The following is a 19,181-nucleotide window of genomic DNA, read 5'->3' as shown; positions in this document are numbered from 1 at the left end:
CCACGGCCGATTCATGCCCGCGGCTGCTGCCCGCATTTGATCCAAGAAGTCATTGGTGTATTTTCGAAGCCGTCTTATTCGTCACGGGCCTGGTGCGAATGCAGTCTTGCCAAAAGTTCGTGCTTCTCGCCTCGCAAAGGACAGGATCGCAAGCGCTCAACCGCCATCTCAACCAGTATGAGGGGATGGTGATGCATGGCGAGATCTTCAACGCGGGCTTTGTCGGCTTGCGCAGCGACTACCACGAGAAGCTGAGCCTGCCGCGTGAAGGCGTCGAGATGCGCGACGCCGACCCAGAACAATTCATAGCGCGGATTTTCGACGACCCGGCGGCCCGCTTTGTCGGCTTCCACATATTCCCCGAACAGACGCGCCCCGCCATTCTTCCGGTTCTGGAAGACCAGAGCGTCAAGAAACTCTGGCTCGTCAGGAACCCGGTCGCGTCGTTCGTTTCATTGCTCGAGGCGGAGGCGTCCGGAGTCTGGGCGGTTCATGCCTCGGATCCGCTGCCCGCCGGCGACTACCGGAAAAAGGTGCGTTTCGACATCGACCGCTTCAATGCCTATCTCCACGAACTGAACCTGTTTCGGGCCAAGATCAAATCCGTACTGTTCGAAACCGGGCAGCCCTATTTCCCGATCCACTACAGCGACATCGCCGATCCGCTGGTCGGCAACGCGATCATAGCCTATCTCGGCGGCTCTCAGCGCCTCGACCGTTTCGAGACCGACATCCTGAAGCCGCCATCGCGCCCGTTCGCCGAGCGCATCGAGAATTACTGGGAATTCACCGCCTACTTCAGGGCCATTTCCACGGAAGCCCTCTACGCGTTCGGGTGAGGTCAACGCGTCCGGTTAACCAGTTCACGACAAGTTTGGTTAACGAATACTTGATTTTGTTGACTCTTTTTTAGCTCGGACCGATTCTGTCATGGGGGTTTGAAGGCTTTCGGCCGTGGCTGGGCCGAAGCGCAAACTGGCGGCGGATAGTCCTATGAGTGTTTTCGCGATTGCCGGCGTCATTGGCGGCACGGGCTGGGCGAGCCGTTCCGGCACGCCGGGCAGGGCATTGCCGTGAGCGGCCGTATGGTGTCGAACGAGCCGCCAGCGTCGTCGCGGGACACGCGCTTCCGGCGCATGAGCCTGCAGATCATTTGCACAGGCTTGTTGTCGTGGCTGCTTCTGGGCGTCTACCGGGGCGTCATCGTCGATCCGCAAACGACGCTTGGCGGCCTTGTCGCGTCCATGCCCAAGGGACTGGCATCGAGCTACTACGACCTGATCGTCATGGCGTCCCTGACCGTGACGGCCTTGATCCTTCTTTTTCCGGTCAAGGCCAGCCGGCTTGGCTGCGCTGTTGTCGGCTTCATTTTCTACCTCGCCGTCCTGGTGTCGCTGGGCTGGGGCTTTGCCAACATAAATCTCGTCAAGATGCTGGGCGAGCCGTTCACCTTCCAATGGCTGGTCTATGGCGACTTCCTGCAGAATGCCGACGCCCGGAACGCCATGGGCGACGCGCTCAACACCAGGGACGTCGCCATCGTGTCGTTGTCCATCCTTCTGGTGCTTGTCCTAGGCTACGCGGCGGCCAGACTGTGGCTGCGGCTCGGTGTCGTCGGTCACAGGGTCCTTCTGGCCACGCTCGTGCTGGGCGTCGCCGGCGCCTTGGCCGGCACGGCCTATCACGTGCATGCGGAAGCGCTGCCAGCGGCGAAGATCGACAATCCGATCGTGCATTTCGTCGAATCGGCCCTGCTCAGTCCGACGCCGGTGGTCCTGACGATGAACGCCAGCGCCAATGACCCCGACACCGCCAGCGTCGCGGAGCGGCCGCCGGAAACCTCGAGCTTCAAGGCGCCAGTACCGAACCCGATCAAGAACGTGCTGATTTTCATGATGGAGTCGGTGCCATCCAAATATATCGAGACCTTTGGCGGTAAATACCCCGTCACGCCAAACATAAAAAGCTATGCGGCGGATTCCGTGCGCTTTGACAACATCTATGCGCATGCCCCTTCCACGCACTACTCGCTATTTTCTCTGTTTACCTCGATGTACAACGACATCTCATACTACGGCATGACGATGCAGCATCCGTATCTGCCGCTGGACTCGATCTCCAACATCCTTTCCGCGCACAGCTTTCGCACCGGCTTCTTCTGGAGCGCGGATTCCCGGTTCCAGCGCGTCGACGAATTCCTGCTCAACAAGGGGCTTGATACGATCCAGGATTATCGCGGGCAGAAATGCGCCACTCCCACCTTCAAGCTCAGTTCCGAGCAGTGGAAGAATATGGATTACAACAGTGATCTGTGCACGGCGCAGTCGACCATCGACTGGATGAACAAGGACGAGGGCAATCCTTTCTTCGCCATCATGTTCACGGCGATGACCCATTATCCCTACATCACCGACAGCCCGATGTTCTCGAAGATGGCGCCGTCCTCCCACACCGGGCTGGTCCACTACTCGGACGACGAAAAATTCAATGCCTACCTCAATGCCCTCAAGGTCGGCGATACGGCGCTTGGCGAAATCCTCGAGTCGCTGAAGCAGTCGGGCAAGCTCGATTCAACGTTGGTCGTGATCCTTGGCGATCATGGCGAGGCGTTCGGCGAGCATGACGACTATGTCCATGCCAGCGCGATCTATGAGGAGAACGTCCACATCCCGCTGATCATGATCAACAAGCATCTCTTCCACGATCAGGTCGTACATTCCGTCGGCGGCATCGTCGACATCGCCCCGACCATCCTCGACATACTCGGTCTTCCGCTGCCCAAGCAGTGGCAGGGGCGCAGCCTGTTCAGCGAGCAGCGGCCGAACAAGACCTTCTTCTTCAATCCCTGGGCTGGCTTCCTGTTCGGCTACCGCGAGGACGACCGCAAGGTCGTCTTCAACGCGACCACCGGCAAGGTCGAGCAGTACGACCTCAAGGCCGATCCCGACGAGCGGACAAATCTCTTCAACGACGCCAGCGATCGCAACGCGCTGCTGCAGCCAATCGCCGGATGGGTGCAGTCGCAGCGGCGGCGCGTCGCCGATCTGGTCGCTGCCGAGGCCAAAGACACTGCGCGCTGCACCGTCACCAACCTGGAGATCGACGCCACCGGCACGGAGTTCGAAGGACCGCCGCGCCTGGATGTCCTGGTGGATGGCAAGCCCGTCGCCCAGATCAACGTTTCGGGCGTGCAAAGCAAGGCCATAACGCCCGACCAGATCGGCGCCGAGCTGCAGGCGGCGTCGGCCGATGCGAAGCCATTCTTCGTCGACCTCAGCGCCGTGGCCAGTCCGCATTTGATCGAGCTTCGCTTTGCCAATGATCTGTGGGCCGGGCAGGGCAAGCCAGGCGATCGCAACCTGTTCATCAAGAGCATTAAGGTGAACGGCCAGCTGGTCCCAAACAGCAGGCTGCATATCGACAACCGGGCCACCGGCTACACCGATGGCAGCGGCACCAGCATGTACAACAACGGCTCGCTATGGGTCGGCGGTCCCTTCGTCGACGGATGCGTGTAGGAGCGAGGATCTGCGTACCGCGTTGACGCGCCGCCTTCCGAGGGCGGGCAGCAAAGCCAATAGGTGGCATTTTAACAATATCTGGCGCAATGGCGAAAGACGGTGCTCACCACGCCGCTTGCCCGAATTTTAATCAGCGTCGACTAATATGGAAGGGCAGTGGAAAAGAGCGGCTGGCGTTCAAGCCGCCGCTCGCGACACTGATCCTTCGCCGGGGGGCGCGAGCCGAGGGCGAGAGGCTGGCGCAGGCCTTGCGCCTTACCTCTTGCCCTCCGGCCGCCATTCCTGCCGGTACCAGTCGACGAATTTCCGCAGGCCTTCCTCGATCCGCACCTTCGGCCTGAAACCGAAATCCCGCTCCAGCGCGCTGGTGTCGGCATAGGTTTTTTCGACCTCGCCGGGCTGCAGGGGCAGGTTGTCGCGTATCGCCTTGACGCCGAGCAGGCTCTCCAGCGTGTCGATGAAGCGGCCGAGATGCACCGGCTGGCTGTTGCCGATGTTGTAGAGCCTGTGCCGCGGGCCGTCGGACGCGGGCGGCTTGTCGAGGACGGCGACGACGCCCTCGACAATGTCGTCGATATAGGTGAAGTCACGCCACATCTCGCCATGGTTGAAGACGCGGATCGGCTTGCCGGCGAGCATCGCCTCGGTGAAGATCCAGCTCGCCATGTCTGGCCGGCCCCACGGGCCATAGACGGTGAAGAAGCGCAGGCCCGTCTGCGGCAGGCCGAACAGATGCGCGTAGGTCGAGCTCATCAGCTCGTCCGCCTTCTTCGTCGCCGCGTAAATCGACACCGGGTCGTCGACGCGGTCGCTCTCGGCGAACGGCACTTTCGTGTTGCCGCCATAGACCGAGCTCGACGAGGCATAGACCAGATGCTCGAGCCCGGAGGAGGCCCGGCAGAGCTCCAGGATTTCGAGCTGCCCGGCGATGTTGGCGTGGATATAGGCGCGCGGATTTTCGAGCGAATAGCGCACGCCCGCCTGCGCCGCCAGATGCACGATGCCGCGCACCGGCCGCTTGCCCAGCGCTGCCGCCAGGGCGCCCGGCTCGGCGATGTCGAGCTGGTGGAACGAAAATGCTTTCCTGCCGGAAAGCCGCGCCAGCCGCGCCGCCTTCAGCGCCGGGTCGTAATAGCTGTTCATATTGTCGATGCCGATGACATCGTCGCCGCGCGCCAGCAGCCGCTGGCAGACATGGCTGCCGATGAAGCCGGCGGCTCCGGTCACCACTATCGACATCGAACCTCCTGCGGCGAGGCGGCAAGCGCACTGCCGCGCCTGCGTATTGGCGGGATCATTGCTGGCGCAAGTTCCATGGAAGTCCGGTCAAATCATGACGCCGGGCGACGCCAGCCGTCACTTTCCTGTTCATCCGGCCGCGGCCGCGCAACATAGGCCGACGCCCCGTTCGCCTCGTGATAGACGCGCGCCAGCATTTCCGCCAGCACGCCGGACGTCACCATCTGCACTCCGGCGATGAGCAGGAAGAAGCCGGCGAACAGCATCGGGCGCGTGCCGATGTCCTGGCCGAGGAACAGTTTCACGCAGAAGAGATAGGCAAGCACCAGCGAACCCAGCGCGCCGAGCACGATGCCGATACCGCCGAAGAAATGTCCGGGCCGGGTGCGGTAACGCATGAAGAAGTACATGAACACCAGGTCGAGTACGACCCTGAAGGTGCGCGAGATGCCGTATTTGGACTGGCCGTAGATGCGCGCATGATGCGTCACCACTTCCTGCGCGATGCGCCGCGGCGTCGTCACCGTCGCCAGCCAGGCCGGGATGAAGCGGTGCATTTCGCCATAGAGCCGGACGCTGCGGATGACGCTGCCGCGGAAGACCTTCAGGCTGCAGCCATAATCCTTCAGCCGCACGCCGGTGACGCGCCCGATCAGCCTGTTGGCGATGCGCGAGGGCAGCCGGCGCATCCAAAAGCCCTCCTGGCGATCCTTGCGCCAGCCGGCCACGAGATCGAGGTCCTCGGTCAGCAGGCGGTAGACCATGCGCGGTATGTCGAAAGGATCGTTCTGCAGGTCGCCGTCGAGGGTGGCGATGACGTCGCCGCGCGCGGCATCGAGCCCTGCCTGCATGGCAGCGGTTTGCTTGTAGTTGCGTACCAGTTCGACCGCATGCACATGCGCCCCGTAATGCGCCGCCAGGCGCCGGATTTCGTTTGCCGTCGCGTCGGTGCTGCCGTCATCGACGAGCACGACCTCCCAGGGCTGGCTATAGTGCTCCATCGCCTGGTGAATGCGCGCCAGCAGCGGCTCGACATTCTCGGCCTCGTTGTACATGGGCACGACGATCGACAGCATATGTTCCGGCATGACCGCGCCGTCGGGCAAACCTGACGCAGGGATGGGCAGCAGGTTCATAGCGAGGGCTTCCTTGCAGGTTCCGCCGCCGGACTTTCCGGCAGCGTCGATTTGGAGGGGAACAGCCAGGCGATCGCGCCGGTTGCAATCGCCGAGCCGAAGATGAACAGGTGCAGCGCCAGCGCCGCCTGCAGGCCGCTCTTCATGGCGATGCCGGAGGTGAGCAGCGCCGCCGCCGCGCCCGCCTCATAGGTGCCGAAGCCGGCAACGCCCTGCACCGGCAAGATGGCGGCGCCCTCGGCGCCGACCACGCCCGGAAAGGCGGTCGTGAAGGATGTCCCCAGCATCAGCGCAAGCAGCCAGGCCTGAACGGAAAGCTTCAGCGCCCAGTTGGCGACCGTCCACCACCAGCCATAGCGCGAGCGTCCGGTCGCCTCGGTGAAGATGTCGCGAATGCGGCCGAGCTTGGCCACCAGCCGGCCGCGCCCGTCCCAGTCATGCGGCGCGCGCGCCCAGCGCGGCAGGTACCAGGCGGCGGCGATCAGCGCCGCGATCCCCGCGGCTCTCAGCGCTGGGTGCAACCCTGGCCAGACCAGGCAAGCGAGGATCCCGACGACGAAGGCGTCCTGCAGCCTGAACCACAAAAGCGAGGCGCTGGCGCGCATGATCGAGATGCCGAAGACCTGGCGCAAAAGCAGCGGAAAGGCGGTCTCGCCGCCGCGGAAGGGCACGACGTTGATCATCGCATTGTGGATCAGGATGACGCGCAGGCAGGCGCCGAAACGACCATGCACCTCGTCGCGGAATTCGTCGCAGACGCGCAGCGCCCGCAGCACATAGGTGACGAACAGAGCGAGGGCGACAGCCACGAAGGTGGCTGGCGTGACGCGGTCGAAGGCATCGCCCACCATCTTCCAGCGCGCGTCGCTGGCAAGCCAGGCCAGCAGCGCCAGGGTAACGACTATCGAGATTGCTCGTTTCAACCAATTCTCCGCAGGCTTTCGCCGCCGCGTTCCAGTGGGCTCATCGGGTGGATCCGAGATGCCCGGCATCGGGTTCCTTGCCGATTGTCCGCGGCCCCTAAGCCCAAAGGTCGCGGCTCCTTGTGATGGCGGCTGCTCCTATAGACCAGCCGCCTGTTCGAATCCACAAGCTTGGTCCCGCCCGTCGAGACGGTGTCGTGGATCCGTGGGCAACGGCGATTGACACCGCTCCTTGCCTCGCGGTTAATAGCAGGCGGGGGCGGCAACTGCGATGCCTTTGGGGCGAAGGCTTGCGTGTGCGTGTTGGCGCCGGATCGGGGAGGCGAACACCGACATGCGACCGTCTATCATGCCGACAATTCAACGAGCCGGAAGGGGCCGGCCGCTTGCGCGGCACACCTTGCTGATCGCCCTCGTCGCCTGCAGCGAAATGGCGCTTGCCGGCGTTGCGCACACGGCCGCCGCGAAGGATCGAGCGCCTACCCAGACCGCCACCGTTCCGACGGCGTTCGAGATGCAGCTGTTCTACGCCGACCGCACGTGGAACTGGCAGGATGGAGCCGCCTATTTCGCGCAGGACCGGCGTTTGCGTGCCTGGACCGCCGGACCGGATTCGACCTCCATCGCCGAAGGCAGATGGCTGCTGACCAGCAACGGCAAGATGTGCATGGAGCTCGTCTGGCGGTCCACGGCCTATGCCGCGACGCCGATCCGCACCTGCTTCAGCCATCGCATCCAGGACGGCAACGTCGAGCAGCGCAAGGATCCGGACGGCGGCTGGTACAGCTTCAAGCACGCTTCGGACGATGCTTCCGGGGAGCACCGGAAGTTCCAGGAAGGCGACGCCAAGAACATAGAGTTCGAAACGGCCCGCAAGCTGGTGGATCCCAAGGGCTAAGCAATTCCAGGAAACGCGTGAGGCGGTTTTCCGTCCGGAATTGCGACAAAACAAGAGATAGAGCGGTTCTCCGTTTCGGTGGAAACCGTGACCGTCGGCGCCGGGTCAGCTTCCCTCAGCAATCAGCAAAAAGAAGAGGCCCGCTGAGCGAGTTTTCAACCCAACTCAGCGAGCCCACGCCCCGACACATTACTCACAGGGACGACTGCCAGCCTTGTGGGCTGGTATTTACCGGTGCCCGCGCAGCAGTGCGCGGCGCTGTCACGGGATCCGGAGCGGAAATTGCGGGCGCCGGCATTGCCGGGCCGAGACCGAAGAAGGGCGCGGCCGTCCTGACGATGGTGTCGATGTCGGACAGTTCCGCCACGAAGCCCAGTTGCTCGCGCGCCAGGCTCGGATCGGCATAGAGCTCGGCCGGATCGCCGGGACGCCGCGGCCGGTAGACGACCGGAACCGGTCGCGCCGTCATCCGGGCGACCGTTTCCAGGATCTCCCTGATGGAAACGCCGCGGCCGGTGCCGAGATTGACCGACAGGCTGTCGCCGCCCGCTTCCAGATGCATGAGCGCCTTCAGGTGGGCACGGGCAAGATCGCTGACGTGGATATAATCGCGCACGCAGGTGCCGTCCGCCGTGTCGTAGTCGGTGCCGAAGACCTCGATCGCATCGATCATGCCGGACGCAGCCATCAGCACCCTCGGCAGGAGATGGGTCTCGGGGGTGTGCCATTCGCCAAGCTCGCCGTCCGGGTCGGCGCCGCAGGCGTTGAAATAGCGCAGGATCGCGTACTTCATGCCATAGGCCGAGGCATAGTCGCGGATGATCTCTTCGCCCATCAGCTTGGTGCGGCCATAGGGGCTGATCGGGCGCTGCGGCGAGGTCTCGCTGACCGGCAGCGACGCCGGCACGCCGTAGGTCGCGCAGCTCGAGGAAAAGATGATGTTGTCGATGCCGTTTGCGCGCGCCGCGTCGAGCACCGCGATCGTTCCCGCCACGTTGGTCGAATAATAGTCGGCCGGCTCGCTGACCGACTCCCCGACATAGGCGAGCGCGGCGAAGTGGATGATCGCCTGCGGCCGGCGGGTCGTGATCGCCCGCTCGAGCGTCCGACGATCGCGGACGTCGCCGACGATCAAAGGACCCCAGGCGACGGATCCCTCATTGCCGCGGCTCAGATTGTCGTACGCCACCGGCAGGTAGCCCGCCTCCGACAGGAGCTTGCAGGTGTGGCTGCCGATGTATCCGGCCCCACCTGTCACCAGGATCGGGCGGCGTTTCATGACGTGACAGCCTCCTTGACGGGCCGGCGACTGCCGAGCAAGGCGTCGAAGTACTGCGTGGTATGGGCGAGCCCTTCTCTCAGGCTGATCTTCGGCTCCCAGTCGAGATGCTGCCTGGCGAAGGAGATGTCCGGCTTGCGTTGCTTGGGGTCGTCGACCGGCAGCGGCCGGTGCACGATCCGCGAGCGCGAATTCGTATAGTCGATGACCAACTCTGCCAGTTCCATGATGGTGAATTCGACGGGGTTGCCGAGATTGACCGGATGGGCGGGCGAGGTTGGGGCGTTCATCAGCCGGATGAAGCCTTCGATGAGGTCGTCGACGTAGCAGAACGAGCGCGTCTGCATGCCGCTGCCGTAGACGGTTATGTCTTCGCCGCGCAGCGCCTGGACGATGAAGTTCGATACCACGCGCCCGTCATCGGGCTGCATGCGGCGGCCATAGGTGTTGAAGATGCGCGCGACGCGCACGTCGATGCCGTATGTCCTCGAATAGTCGAAGAACAGCGTCTCGGCCGAGCGCTTGCCCTCGTCATAGCAGGAGCGCGGGCCATGCGTGTTGACGTTGCCGAAATAACTTTCGGGCTGCGGGTGCACCAGCGGGTCGCCATAGATCTCCGACGTCGAAGCCTGGAAGATCTTGGCATTGTGCCGCCGGGCGAGTTCCAGAAGGTTGATGGAGCCCAGCACGCTCGTCTTGAATGTATGGATCGGATCGGCCTGATAGTGCGGCGGAGAGGCGGGGCAGGCGAGATTGTATATCTCGTCGACGGCGAGATCCATCGGCAAGGCGTCGACGATGTCGTGCTTGATGCAGGTGAAGAACGGATCGCGATGCATGCCGTTGAGGTTGTAGCGCTTTCCGGTGTGGAAGTTGTCGAGGACGACGACCTCGTATCCGTCATGCAGCAGTCTCTCGCACAGATGCGAACCCAGGAACCCGGCGCCGCCAGCGACCAGCGCCCGGCCGCGATCGGTATTGGCACCCTTGCGACCACCCCTTGGGTCGAGCTTCACGACCTTCATCACCCTGCTCATGACTCCCCCTTACGCAGCACGCGCACCACCACCCCGGCCGAGCAAGAGCGTTGCTCGACCAAGTCCCGAAACAGTAGCGACCCTCAGCGTGAGCCGAGGCGTCATCACCCATGATGTGCGTAAAAACGTCTGAGTTTGCGGGAGCAGTGCCGTACGGCTTATTGGTTGCCGCTCAGCCCGCTATGCCCCGTGAATCGCGATCACGCGTCTGGTTGCCACCATCGCCGATCTTGCTCGCCCAAATTGCACACCCAACGCATATAAAAATATACCTATGGCGATTGTAGTCAACTAAATTAGCGATCCGTTAACCTCATACATTGGTGATTGGTTAATCATGCGCCTTACGAATCGGGCTGCCTGCCGGTCCGGAATGGTGGGCGAAATCGGCTGCGGCCCCCGGCGAGGCAGGCTCTCTGGGAGCCTCGCAAAGCTTGTTGGCGAAGGTGCCAGCGGACTTGAAGGTGTCGACTTATCGAACCGGCAAATGCAGCGGGTGTCTGTCTTTCCGTGCGCTGCGGATGTGCTTTGCTCAATCTTGGGAAATACAGGTTTTCTTGACCAGGCTCCGTTCCATGTCGGTAAAGAGTTGGCGCGATTTCTGTCAGCACTCGCCCGGATCGCAAACAGGCGCGACGGCGCCGGACGGCGACTGCCGCATATCTCGCCGGGCAGGCGGGCGTGCCCGTCATCCGGGCGCCGCGGCCCGGTTTCAACCGGGACGGCGTGAGGTCTGCCACTCTGGGATGCATTGAACGGCCGAGCTTGATCCGGCGACCGAAGGGCGCAGCATGCCGCGCCGCGCGAGTTGGAGGAAGAGCGCGGTAGCCGTCGGCGGCAGCAAGCAAGGCCCGCCGATGACGGGCCTTGTCGATCAACCAGATCCTTGCTGCCGGCGGGCCGCCTGCCGCCCCATTCCTTCTCCTATTCGCCGCCCATTTCCTTCTTGAACTGCTCGAAATCGACCTGCATGCCGTTGAAGATCGTGCTCCAGTGGCGGGTTAGCGCAGCCATCGCCACAGCCTCCTGGATCTCCTCGTCGGTGGCGCCGGCGCGCTTGGCGTCCTGCGTGTCCGACCATATACAGTAGTTGCACGGGATCTGGGCGGCGACCGCCAGCGAGATCAGCGACTTGACCTTGGGCGGCAGCGCCGTCTTGTCGCTGAGCTCGATGGCCTTGACCTCGGCCCAGGCGCCGGGCAGACCGGCCTTCGGGAACTGCTTCACGAAGCTTGGCACGCCGCCCATGGTCGACTGGATGTCCTTGATGGTGGCGTCGTAGTCGTCGGCCTGGGCGGGCGCCGAGGCCAGGGTCAGGGTCAGCGCGCAAGCGGTAGCCAGCATGGATGCGGAGGCAAGGCGAAGGGAGGACTGTGTGATCGAAAGCGTGCGACGGGCCGACATGTTTTTCTCCTCTGGTGTTTGTTAGCCTTACGATGTAAGGTAGGGCAGAAAATGAACCTTACAGTGTAAGCTGTCAAGCGACGCCATGGACTCATCGATCAAAAAAAAGCGAGCGCGCGGCCGGCTGTCCCGCGAGATGATCGAGGACGCCGCCTTCGAGGTGATCGAACGGGAGGGCCTTTCCGGCTTTTCGATGCGAAAACTCGCCGCGGCGCTCGGCTGCGAGGCGATGAGCATCTATCATCACTATCCTTCGCAGGCGCATCTCTATGAGGCGCTGGTCGACCGGCAGATGAACGCGCTGGTGATCCCCGGCGACGGCCTGCCCTGGCGCGAACGGGTCCGCGTCGGCATGCAGGAGTTCCGCCGCGTCGCGACCGAGCATCCGGCCTTCGCGCCGTTCATCGTCGTCTACCGCATGAACTCGCCGCCATGTCTGGCCAAGCTGAACAGCATCATCGGCCTGTTCGAGGCGGGCGGCTTCGGGCCCGAGCTCAGCGCCCGGCTGTTCCGTGCCGCTGGTTATTACCTGATGGGGGCGATCCTCGACGAGACCGCCGGCTATGCCAAGGGCCCGTCGGCGGTCACCACCGTCAGCAGCGAGGAGATGGCGCGGGATTTTCCCAGCGTCGTGGCGGCCGGGGCCTATTTCGGCACCACCGGTTTCGACAAGACCTTCGATCTCGGCCTGGAGATGCTGCTGGACGAGATGGAGCGGATTCGCGATGGTGCCCGGGCCGCGACCGCAAAAGCTGGAAGCGATCGCGGCCACAGGAATTAGCTAGCCAAGGCCTTCGATGCGCTTCCTCTTCGTTCTTGTTCTCCTCGCCGGCGTCGCCATCGGCGTCCTCTATCCCTGGGCGATGAGCAATTTCTCCGGCCACGAGATCGGCACCTGGCGGGTCTACGAGCAAGGCCGCTTCCGGCCGGTGACGATCCCGCTTGCCGCGCGCGACGCGCCGCTGCGGGTGCTGGTCGATCTCACAGCTCGGGCCGAACGCATCGTCTCGCAGCAGCGCACCGTGCTGACGCTGACCGCCGCCACGGGCGGCCGCACCGAGCTCGCCTCGACGCTCCAGTTCAACCACTCCGACAATCCGCGCCAGGCAAGCCCGCAACTGCCGGACAAGATCTTCCGCGACGAGGCGGGCGTGATCCAGACGGTCAGCGCCGGCCCCTATCTCTTTACCGTCGGTCCGGGCGATGCCGAGGACATCCCGATACGCGCGGTGGATCTCGTGCTGCGCGCAGAGGCCGGCGCGATCGACGGGCGGGCGCGGCTGGCCGGCTATGCGCTGATGGCAGCCGGCTTGATCGGGCTGGTGCTTTCCTTCGCGTTCGGCGGTCGCGGCGGCCGGCCGCAGAACCCGAATTCGCAGCCGCCACCGCCGCGCTGGGGCCGCGGCGGCGCGTCGAATTGAGCCCGTTATGAATTACCGCCACGCCTACCACGCCGGCAATTTCGCCGATGTCGTCAAGCATGCCGTGCTGACGCGACTGCTCGACTATCTGAAGCAGAAGGACAAGGCCTTTCGCGTCATCGACACGCATGCCGGCATCGGCCGCTACGATCTGTCGTCGGTTGAAGCGCAGAAGACCGGCGAATGGCTGGGCGGCATCGGCCGGCTGGTGGGCGCGGATCTGGATACCAGGGTCGCCGCCCTGCTGGCGCCCTACCTCGAGGCCGTTCGCGCCGTGAACCCCGAAGGCGGGGTGAAGAACTATCCCGGCTCGCCTCTGATCGCCAGGCACCTGCTGCGCAAGCAGGACCGGCTGACGGCGATCGAACTGCATCCGCAGGACGCGGAGCGGCTCAAGGCAGTCTTCGCCGGCGATTTCCAGACCAGGGTGATTGAACTCGACGGCTGGCTGTCGCTCGGCGCGCATCTGCCGCCGAAGGAGAAACGCGGCCTGGTGCTCGTCGATCCGCCTTTCGAGGAGGAGGGGGAGTTCGCCCGCCTCGTCGACGGGCTGTCGAAGGCGCACAGGCGCTGGCCGGGCGGCATCTATGCGCTCTGGTATCCGATCAAGGACCGCAACGCGGTCGCTGCCTTCAGGGCGTCGCTGAAGAATGCCAGCATCCCCAAGCTGCTCGACATCGGCTTCGAGATCCGGCCGGCATCAGCCGAGCCCAGCCTCGACGGCACCGGCATGGTGGTGGTCAACCCGCCCTTCACGCTGGAAAGCGAGTTGCGCCTGATGCTGCCGGCCCTGCACAAGGCGATGGCGGTCGCGCAGCCGTCGCGCTGGACGATTGACTGGCTGGCGGGCGAGTAGCTTGCCCCCAGGCAGGGCCGGCGCTAACCAAGCGAGAAGGCGTCGCCGGCTTCGGCCTCGCGGTGCCTTGTGAGGACTGACGATCGACCGCCGATGCCGCTGGCCATGCCTTGGAAACCATTGCCAGCGCAACCGCTTGACCGTTGAGCGGCGAATCCGCACAGTGCGCGCAATCGACCTTGAGAGGCTGCCATGACTCGCTTCGCTCGTTCCGCTCTTGCCGCCCTGATTTCGCTCTGCACGCCGCTGGCCACGTCGCTCGGCTTCACCCAGGCGGCGCATGCCGCTGACCTCGCCGTCTATTCCGAGGAGGACGGCGGCATCTGCGGCGAGGCCTGGGTGCTGAACAAGATCACCAATCGCTTCGCCTATCAGGTGCGCCACGTGCCGCATCTGCCCGATGTCGCGATCACCGATTTCAGCCGCATCCACCAGCACCGCTACCTGCCGGCCAGCGAGGAATGGCCGATCGGCCGCCGCTATTGCGGCGCCACGGTCAGCCTGTCCGACGGCCGCGCCCGCACCATCTGGTACCTGATCGAGGAAGGCCAGGGCTTTGCCTCGATCGGCGACAATGTCGAATTCTGCGTTTCGGGCTTCGACCGCTGGATGGTCTATAACGGCCGCTGCCGCGTGCTGCGCTGAGCCAGGCGCAAGCGCGGTTGTCATAGCGAAGATCCGGCTTTGCCGGCTTTCGCCGCGTGGCAAATCGGCTAACCTGATCTCCCGAGAGCGATTGATCACACTCGCGAGTCTTCATGGACATTGCGACCCTGCTTGCCTTCGCGGCGGCCTTCTTCGTCTTTGCCGCGAGCCCCGGTCCGGACAATATGACGATCGTCGCCCGCACCCTCTCCAATGGAGCCGCGTCAGGCATCGCCTACGGCGCGGGCACGGTGGTCGGCATCCTCATCTTCCTGGCGCTCGCCGCCTTCGGCCTGTCGATCATCGCCGCCAAGATGGCGATCGTCATGACCATGCTGCGCTATGGCGGCGCGGCCTATCTGATCTGGATGGGCATCAGGCTGTGGACTGCCGTGCCAGTGGTGCCCGACCTGCAGCCCGTCTCCGGCCGGCGGGGCCTGCTGGCGACCTTCGCCACCGGCGTCGCGCTCAATCTCGGCAATCCGAAGATGCCGTTGTTCTATGTGGCGCTGCTGCCGAACGTGGTCGGCGCATCGCTCGCACCCGGTCATCTCGGCGTGCTGGCGATGGTGATCCTGGTCGTGGAGGCGGTAGTCATCGGCGGGCATGTGCTTCTCGCCGGCCGCGCCCGCGGCCTGCTGCGGACGCCCGCCGTCGTGCGCTGCGTGAACCGCGCCGCCGGTGGCGCGATGATCGGCGCCGGCGTGGCCGTGGTCGCCACGCGCTGAAGCAGCGCTGACCGCCGGCTCCCGGCCAGGAAGGCGGGTGCTCGCCTCTGATTGGCCATCGCGGACCCGAACTGTGAGTCCATAGTCTGTGTCCCCGAGCCATCGCGCCGACACGCCGGTTGACATAGGTACGCTCACGTCCTAGAAAAGAGACAGACCTGTCTCATCACCAGGTGATGCCATGGCACCCGCACGCACCTCGGCCAAACGCCAGCACGTTGTCGACACCGCCTATGCGCTGTTCAAGCGCGACGGCTTCCATGCCACCGGCATCGACCGGATCATCGCCGAGGCTGACATCGCGAAGATGACGATGTACCGGAATTTCCCGAGCAAGGACGAGTTGATCGTCGCGGTGCTGGATCATCGCGCCCGCCGTTTCGAGCGCCAACTCGACCGGCTCGCGACCGCAGCCGCGACGCCCAGGCAAAAAATCGCGACGATCCTCGACTGGCACGAGCGCTGGTTCCGCAGCGCCGATTTCCATGGCTGTCTGTTCGCGCATGCGCTGGCCGAGTTCGGCGATCCCACGCATCCGGTGTTCAAGGCCGTCGCCCGCCAGAAGAATGGCCTGAGGTCGCGCATGCAGGCGATCCTCGAGCAGACGCTGCCGCCGGAGCGGGCGGAGGGCGCCGCGGCGGCGCTGCTGATGCTGATCGAGGGGGCGACGCTGCTGGCGCAGATGGGCGAGGCTGACGCCGCCATCGGCAATGCCCGCAAGGCAGCGGCCGCCATCATCGCGGGCGCGTGGGGGCGGCAATGAGCGCGGCGGTCATCGGGCTGGCGCTGTTCGCCGCCATCCTGCATGCCAGCTGGAACGCCTTCCTGCGGACGGGGGCCGACAGGCTGTGGACGATCACGGTCATGAGCTTTTCCAGCACGCTCATCGCCATTCCCATGGCGCCTTTTCACGCGCTTCCGGCCGCGGCCGCCTGGCCCTATGTCGTGCTCTCGGCCGGCCTGCAGGTCGGCTACAGCGTGTTCCTTGTCGCCGCCTACCGCTATGGCGAGTTGGGGCAGGTCTATCCGATCGTGCGCGGCAGCGTGCCGTTGATGGTTACGCTTGGCAGCTTCCTCATGGCCGGCCAGCATCTCACCACGCCGGAGATCGCCGGCGTCGCGCTGGTCGCCTGCGGCATCATGGGACTGTCGCTCGGCAAGGGAAGGGCATCGACGACGTCGATCCTCTACGCGCTGGCGACGGGCGCGATCATCGCCGCCTACGCGACCGTCGATGCGATCGGCGTCCGCGCCGCCGGCGACAGCGGCGCCTACACCGCCTGGACGCTGCTGATCTACGGCGCCCTGCTGCCGGCCACCTTCGTCATGCTGCGCGGCAGGCTCATCGTCGACTTCAGCGCGCCGGAAACCCGCAAGGCGCTGGCCGGCGGCCTGTTCGCGCTCCTCGCCTACGGCGTGGTGGTGGCCGCCTTCGCGCTCGGCCCCGCCGGCCCGATCACCGCCATCCGCGAAACCAGCGTCGTCTTCGCCGCCTTGATCGGCCGGTTCTTCCTCGGCGAGCAACTGACGCCGCGCCGCGTCGGCGCCTGCGCCGTCGTCGCGCTCGGCGCCTTCTGCCTCGGCTATCAGGCGTGAGCGGCGATCATCCCGTCCGCGTGGCGGAGAGGTAAGCGCAGATCAGCTCGACCAGCTGCTTGCGAAGCTCCGGCGCGTCCAGCATGTCGCGTCGCGCCGCATTGTGAATCACGCCCTCGACCGCCGACGACAGCACGCGCGCGATCGTCTCGACGTCTTTCCGGCGTCGGCGATACTGCGCCACGGCGGCCGTGTAGTGTTCGAGATAGCGGGCCTGGAACGAGGCATGCGCGGCGCGCGAGCCGCGGTCGCCCGGCACCTCGTCGAGCAGCACCTGATGCAGCGTCGGATGGATGCTGTGCGCCTCGATCATGCCGCGCACCAGCTCCTGCGCGAATCGCCTGAGCGGTTTGCCGCCTTCGGCTGATTCGGCGATCACCGACAGCACCTGATCGAAATGGCGGCGCCGGATCGCTTCGAGCAGCGACAGCTTGTCGGGAAAATATTGGTAGAGCGAGCCGATGCTGACGCCGGCCGCCTCGGCCACCTTGTTGGTGGTGAAGCCGGCCCATCCGAGCTCGCTCAGAACATGAGCACCTGCCTCGATGATCGCCTCGACGGTTGCCCGCGAACGCGCCTGGCGCGGCACCTTACGCATGCGCATGCGCGGCTTTGCAATGCGAGTAGACATGTTTGCTCCACCTCGCGAAAATATAAACAACATACTCACATTTTGAAAAAAGGAACACCGGCCATGAGCGCGCTTGACTTGCTTCGCAGCCTCTTCGCCTATCAGGCTTGGGCCAACAACGAACTGCTGGAGAAGCTCGCTCACCTCGACCCGGATGCGCACGCGAAGGAGCGCCACGCAGCGATCCGTCTCCTCAACCACAACCTTGTCGTCTCGAAGATATTCGCCGCGCATCTTTCCGGCACGCAACACGGCTTTGCCTCCGACAACACCGAGGAGACGCCGTCGCTCGACACGTTGCACGGCGATGTCGCGGCGATGGATCGCTGGTATCGCGACTATCTGCAAACCGTCTCGCCTAATCTACTCTCGGAGCCGATGCCGTTCGCCTTCACCGATGGCGACAAGGCGATGATGTCGCGCCAGGAAATGCTGACCCATGTCGTCATCCACGGCGGCTATCATCGCGGCGAGATCGGCCGCATCCTCGCGCAAATCGCAGTCACGCCGCCCTGGGACACATTTGCCGTCTATCTCCATCGGACCGAGCCGTCGCGAAGGCTGCATAAGGTGTGCGAGCCGGCTGGGCTGTGACGGCCCGAAAGCCTTACTTTTCAAGGGGAAAGCGGCTGCGCGAGGTGGCAGACAAGTCCATTCCTTCGCGCGCCATTCAATCCTGCAGCATTGGCGACTGACGAAAGCCGGCGGGACCGCCAATCTCCCCCAAGTGAGGAGTTGAGGACCGGTACCGTGTAGCGAACGGAAAGCCAACGGTTTGGCTTGCCGAGTGACGAAAGTCGGTGGCACAGAGAGTGGCGTTGTCCTGCAGTGAATGCTGCTTCACCGCCACTTAGTTCGGGCAGAACATATACGAGCTAAAAGCTCGCATTAAGTTTTAAGTTGTTCTGCAGTCGCTCTATCAAGCAAGCCGATACGACAGCTCTTAGCGTGAACGCGCACGACCGCCGCCATAGCTAGGAGTTCCCGCGCTTGACGAGAAGATCGCATGAGTCGCGAGGCTTCAAATTTCTCTCGCGGAAGTTCGCGGCGAGCTGCGAAGAATCTCTGCGCACTTTAGTGCCGATCATTGCGAGCATGCTTTCGCCGTAACCGAAATTTAATCTGCGAAATTCAGTGTAATGCTTCGCTGGCTAGAAAGCCGCGAGTCAGATATGCATGAGCATGCCGGATCACTGACGATCGCCGGCAAAACGCAAGGGGCATCGCATGGCAAAGACGACAAGCAAGGCGCCGGCGGCGAAAGCGCCGGCAAAGAAAGCGGCACCGAAGGCTGCCGCGAAACCCGCAGTGAAGAAGGCAGCGCCGAAGGCAGCCGCCAAGGCTCCGGCGAAGGCAGCGGCGAAACCCGCCGCCAAGAAGCCGGTCGCCAAGGCCGCGGCCAAGCCCGCCGCCAAGGCAGCGGCGAAGCCCGCAGCCAAGGCAGCAGCGAAGCCTGCCGCCAAGGCAGCGAAGCCTGCCGCCAAGAAGCCTGCAGCCAAGGCAGCGGCCAAGCCCGCCGCCAAGGCACCGATGAAGGCGGCCGCCGCCAAGTCGGCGTCTGCAGTGAAGAAGGCAGCTCCGGCAAAGAAGCCGGCCGCCAAGAAGTGATCGCGTAGCTTCGCTCGCGACAAGGACAGGTGAGGGCGGGTGCCGTCGGCGCCCCTCTCGCCGGTTCGGCGTCGCTGGCGAAGCTGGAGCGCACGCTCCCCCTAAAGCTCCCGGGACTTTGCCGTCGGCAAACTTCCGGGAGCTTTTTTGTTGTCCGGCTTCGGCAGCAATTCGTTGCCGGCGCATTGGCTGTCCGGTTTCGCGACACTGGCCGTTGTCTTGCCGACCATGATCGGTCAACAGTGCGCGCAGACAATCA

19 protein-coding genes are annotated in these 19,181 nt (G+C 64.2%); 12 read left to right on the top strand and 7 right to left on the bottom strand.

The genetic code is table 11. From position 1 onward, the window contains the following. Positions 1-98: 98 nt before the first annotated feature. Positions 99-839 carry a hypothetical protein gene (locus tag PU724_RS05365; protein WP_127283584.1) on the top strand — a complete coding sequence of 247 codons (741 nt, stop codon included), beginning with the start codon at positions 99-101 and terminating at the stop codon, positions 837-839. A 234-nt stretch (positions 840-1,073) separates the two neighbouring features. After that, a complete protein-coding gene (locus PU724_RS05360; RefSeq protein WP_127392830.1) occupies positions 1,074-3,518 on the top strand; it encodes a sulfatase-like hydrolase/transferase in 2,445 nt (814 codons plus the stop codon). Between the two features lie 258 nt (positions 3,519-3,776). Here the strand turns inward: PU724_RS05360 and PU724_RS05355 are convergent, their stop codons facing one another. The 3 genes from PU724_RS05355 to PU724_RS05345 all read right to left on the bottom strand — a co-directional run bounded on the left by PU724_RS05355 (position 3,777) and on the right by PU724_RS05345 (position 6,819). Next, a complete protein-coding gene (locus PU724_RS05355; protein WP_127309363.1) occupies positions 3,777-4,760 on the bottom strand; it encodes an NAD-dependent epimerase/dehydratase family protein in 984 nt (327 codons plus the stop codon). Between the two features lie 92 nt (positions 4,761-4,852). Then, positions 4,853-5,848, bottom strand: coding sequence for a glycosyltransferase family 2 protein (locus tag PU724_RS05350; RefSeq protein ID WP_407045988.1), 996 nt, complete (start codon positions 5,846-5,848; stop codon positions 4,853-4,855). 44 nt (positions 5,849-5,892) lie between these two features. Continuing rightward, entirely contained in the window at positions 5,893-6,819 is a 927-nt protein-coding gene (locus PU724_RS05345) for a lysylphosphatidylglycerol synthase domain-containing protein (protein ID WP_292351293.1), read from the bottom strand. 349 nt (positions 6,820-7,168) lie between these two features. Between PU724_RS05345 and PU724_RS05340 the strand changes: the two genes are divergently transcribed. After that, on the top strand, positions 7,169-7,717 hold the full coding sequence (locus tag PU724_RS05340; protein ID WP_354420676.1) for a DUF995 domain-containing protein: 549 nt from the start codon (positions 7,169-7,171) through the stop codon (positions 7,715-7,717). A 193-nt stretch (positions 7,718-7,910) separates the two neighbouring features. On the opposite strand, the gene galE is transcribed toward PU724_RS05340, so the two are convergent. The 3 genes from galE to PU724_RS05325 all read right to left on the bottom strand — a co-directional run bounded on the left by galE (position 7,911) and on the right by PU724_RS05325 (position 11,437). After that, on the bottom strand, positions 7,911-8,996 hold the full coding sequence (gene galE / locus PU724_RS05335; protein WP_292104367.1) for a UDP-glucose 4-epimerase GalE: 1,086 nt from the start codon (positions 8,994-8,996) through the stop codon (positions 7,911-7,913). Beyond that, complete coding sequence (locus PU724_RS05330; protein ID WP_245478165.1) at positions 8,993-10,021, bottom strand: UDP-glucuronic acid decarboxylase family protein; 1,029 nt, start codon at positions 10,019-10,021, stop codon at positions 8,993-8,995. Before PU724_RS05330 ends, galE begins: the two co-directional genes overlap by 4 nt. Positions 10,022-10,957: 936 nt before the next feature. Then, positions 10,958-11,437 carry a carboxymuconolactone decarboxylase family protein gene (locus PU724_RS05325; RefSeq protein ID WP_187331187.1) on the bottom strand — a complete coding sequence of 160 codons (480 nt, stop codon included), beginning with the start codon at positions 11,435-11,437 and terminating at the stop codon, positions 10,958-10,960. Positions 11,438-11,522: 85 nt separating this feature from the next. Here PU724_RS05325 and PU724_RS05320 point away from each other — a divergent pair, with 85 nt between their 5' ends. The 7 genes from PU724_RS05320 (at position 11,523) to PU724_RS05290 (ending at position 16,683) form a co-directional block, all read left to right on the top strand. Continuing rightward, entirely contained in the window at positions 11,523-12,218 is a 696-nt protein-coding gene (locus PU724_RS05320) for a TetR/AcrR family transcriptional regulator (protein ID WP_354420674.1), read from the top strand. Positions 12,219-12,234: 16 nt separating this feature from the next. After that, positions 12,235-12,858 (top strand): hypothetical protein, encoded by a 624-nt coding sequence (locus tag PU724_RS05315; protein ID WP_354420672.1) that lies wholly within the window; start codon positions 12,235-12,237, stop codon positions 12,856-12,858. Positions 12,859-12,865: 7 nt separating this feature from the next. After that, on the top strand, positions 12,866-13,714 hold the full coding sequence (locus PU724_RS05310) for a 23S rRNA (adenine(2030)-N(6))-methyltransferase RlmJ (RefSeq protein ID WP_354420670.1): 849 nt from the start codon (positions 12,866-12,868) through the stop codon (positions 13,712-13,714). 192 nt (positions 13,715-13,906) lie between these two features. Further along, positions 13,907-14,359 (top strand): hypothetical protein, encoded by a 453-nt coding sequence (locus PU724_RS05305; protein ID WP_127392423.1) that lies wholly within the window; start codon positions 13,907-13,909, stop codon positions 14,357-14,359. Between the two features lie 113 nt (positions 14,360-14,472). Continuing rightward, positions 14,473-15,087 (top strand): LysE family translocator, encoded by a 615-nt coding sequence (locus tag PU724_RS05300; protein ID WP_354420668.1) that lies wholly within the window; start codon positions 14,473-14,475, stop codon positions 15,085-15,087. Between the two features lie 181 nt (positions 15,088-15,268). Further along, positions 15,269-15,850, top strand: coding sequence for a TetR/AcrR family transcriptional regulator (locus PU724_RS05295; protein WP_354420666.1), 582 nt, complete (start codon positions 15,269-15,271; stop codon positions 15,848-15,850). Continuing rightward, entirely contained in the window at positions 15,847-16,683 is an 837-nt protein-coding gene (locus PU724_RS05290; protein ID WP_354420664.1) for an EamA family transporter, read from the top strand. Before PU724_RS05295 ends, PU724_RS05290 begins: the two co-directional genes overlap by 4 nt. A 7-nt stretch (positions 16,684-16,690) precedes the next feature. On the opposite strand, the gene PU724_RS05285 is transcribed toward PU724_RS05290, so the two are convergent. After that, complete coding sequence (locus PU724_RS05285; RefSeq protein ID WP_354420662.1) at positions 16,691-17,314, bottom strand: TetR/AcrR family transcriptional regulator; 624 nt, start codon at positions 17,312-17,314, stop codon at positions 16,691-16,693. Between the two features lie 63 nt (positions 17,315-17,377). Between PU724_RS05285 and PU724_RS05280 the strand changes: the two genes are divergently transcribed. Together PU724_RS05280 and PU724_RS05275 are read left to right on the top strand one after the other, a co-directional pair. Further along, positions 17,378-17,908 (top strand): DinB family protein, encoded by a 531-nt coding sequence (locus PU724_RS05280; RefSeq protein WP_354420660.1) that lies wholly within the window; start codon positions 17,378-17,380, stop codon positions 17,906-17,908. A 633-nt stretch (positions 17,909-18,541) separates the two neighbouring features. Further along, the gene (locus PU724_RS05275; RefSeq protein ID WP_187331186.1) at positions 18,542-18,922 is read left to right on the top strand and encodes a hypothetical protein; all 381 of its coding nucleotides are present in this window, start codon (positions 18,542-18,544) and stop codon (positions 18,920-18,922) included. The last annotated feature ends 259 nt before the right edge of the window (positions 18,923-19,181 follow it).

This window comes from Mesorhizobium abyssinicae (assembly GCF_049887195.1).
GTDB lineage: Bacteria > Pseudomonadota > Alphaproteobacteria > Rhizobiales > Rhizobiaceae > Mesorhizobium > Mesorhizobium abyssinicae.
This window is presented reverse-complemented; position numbering and strand designations above follow the sequence as displayed.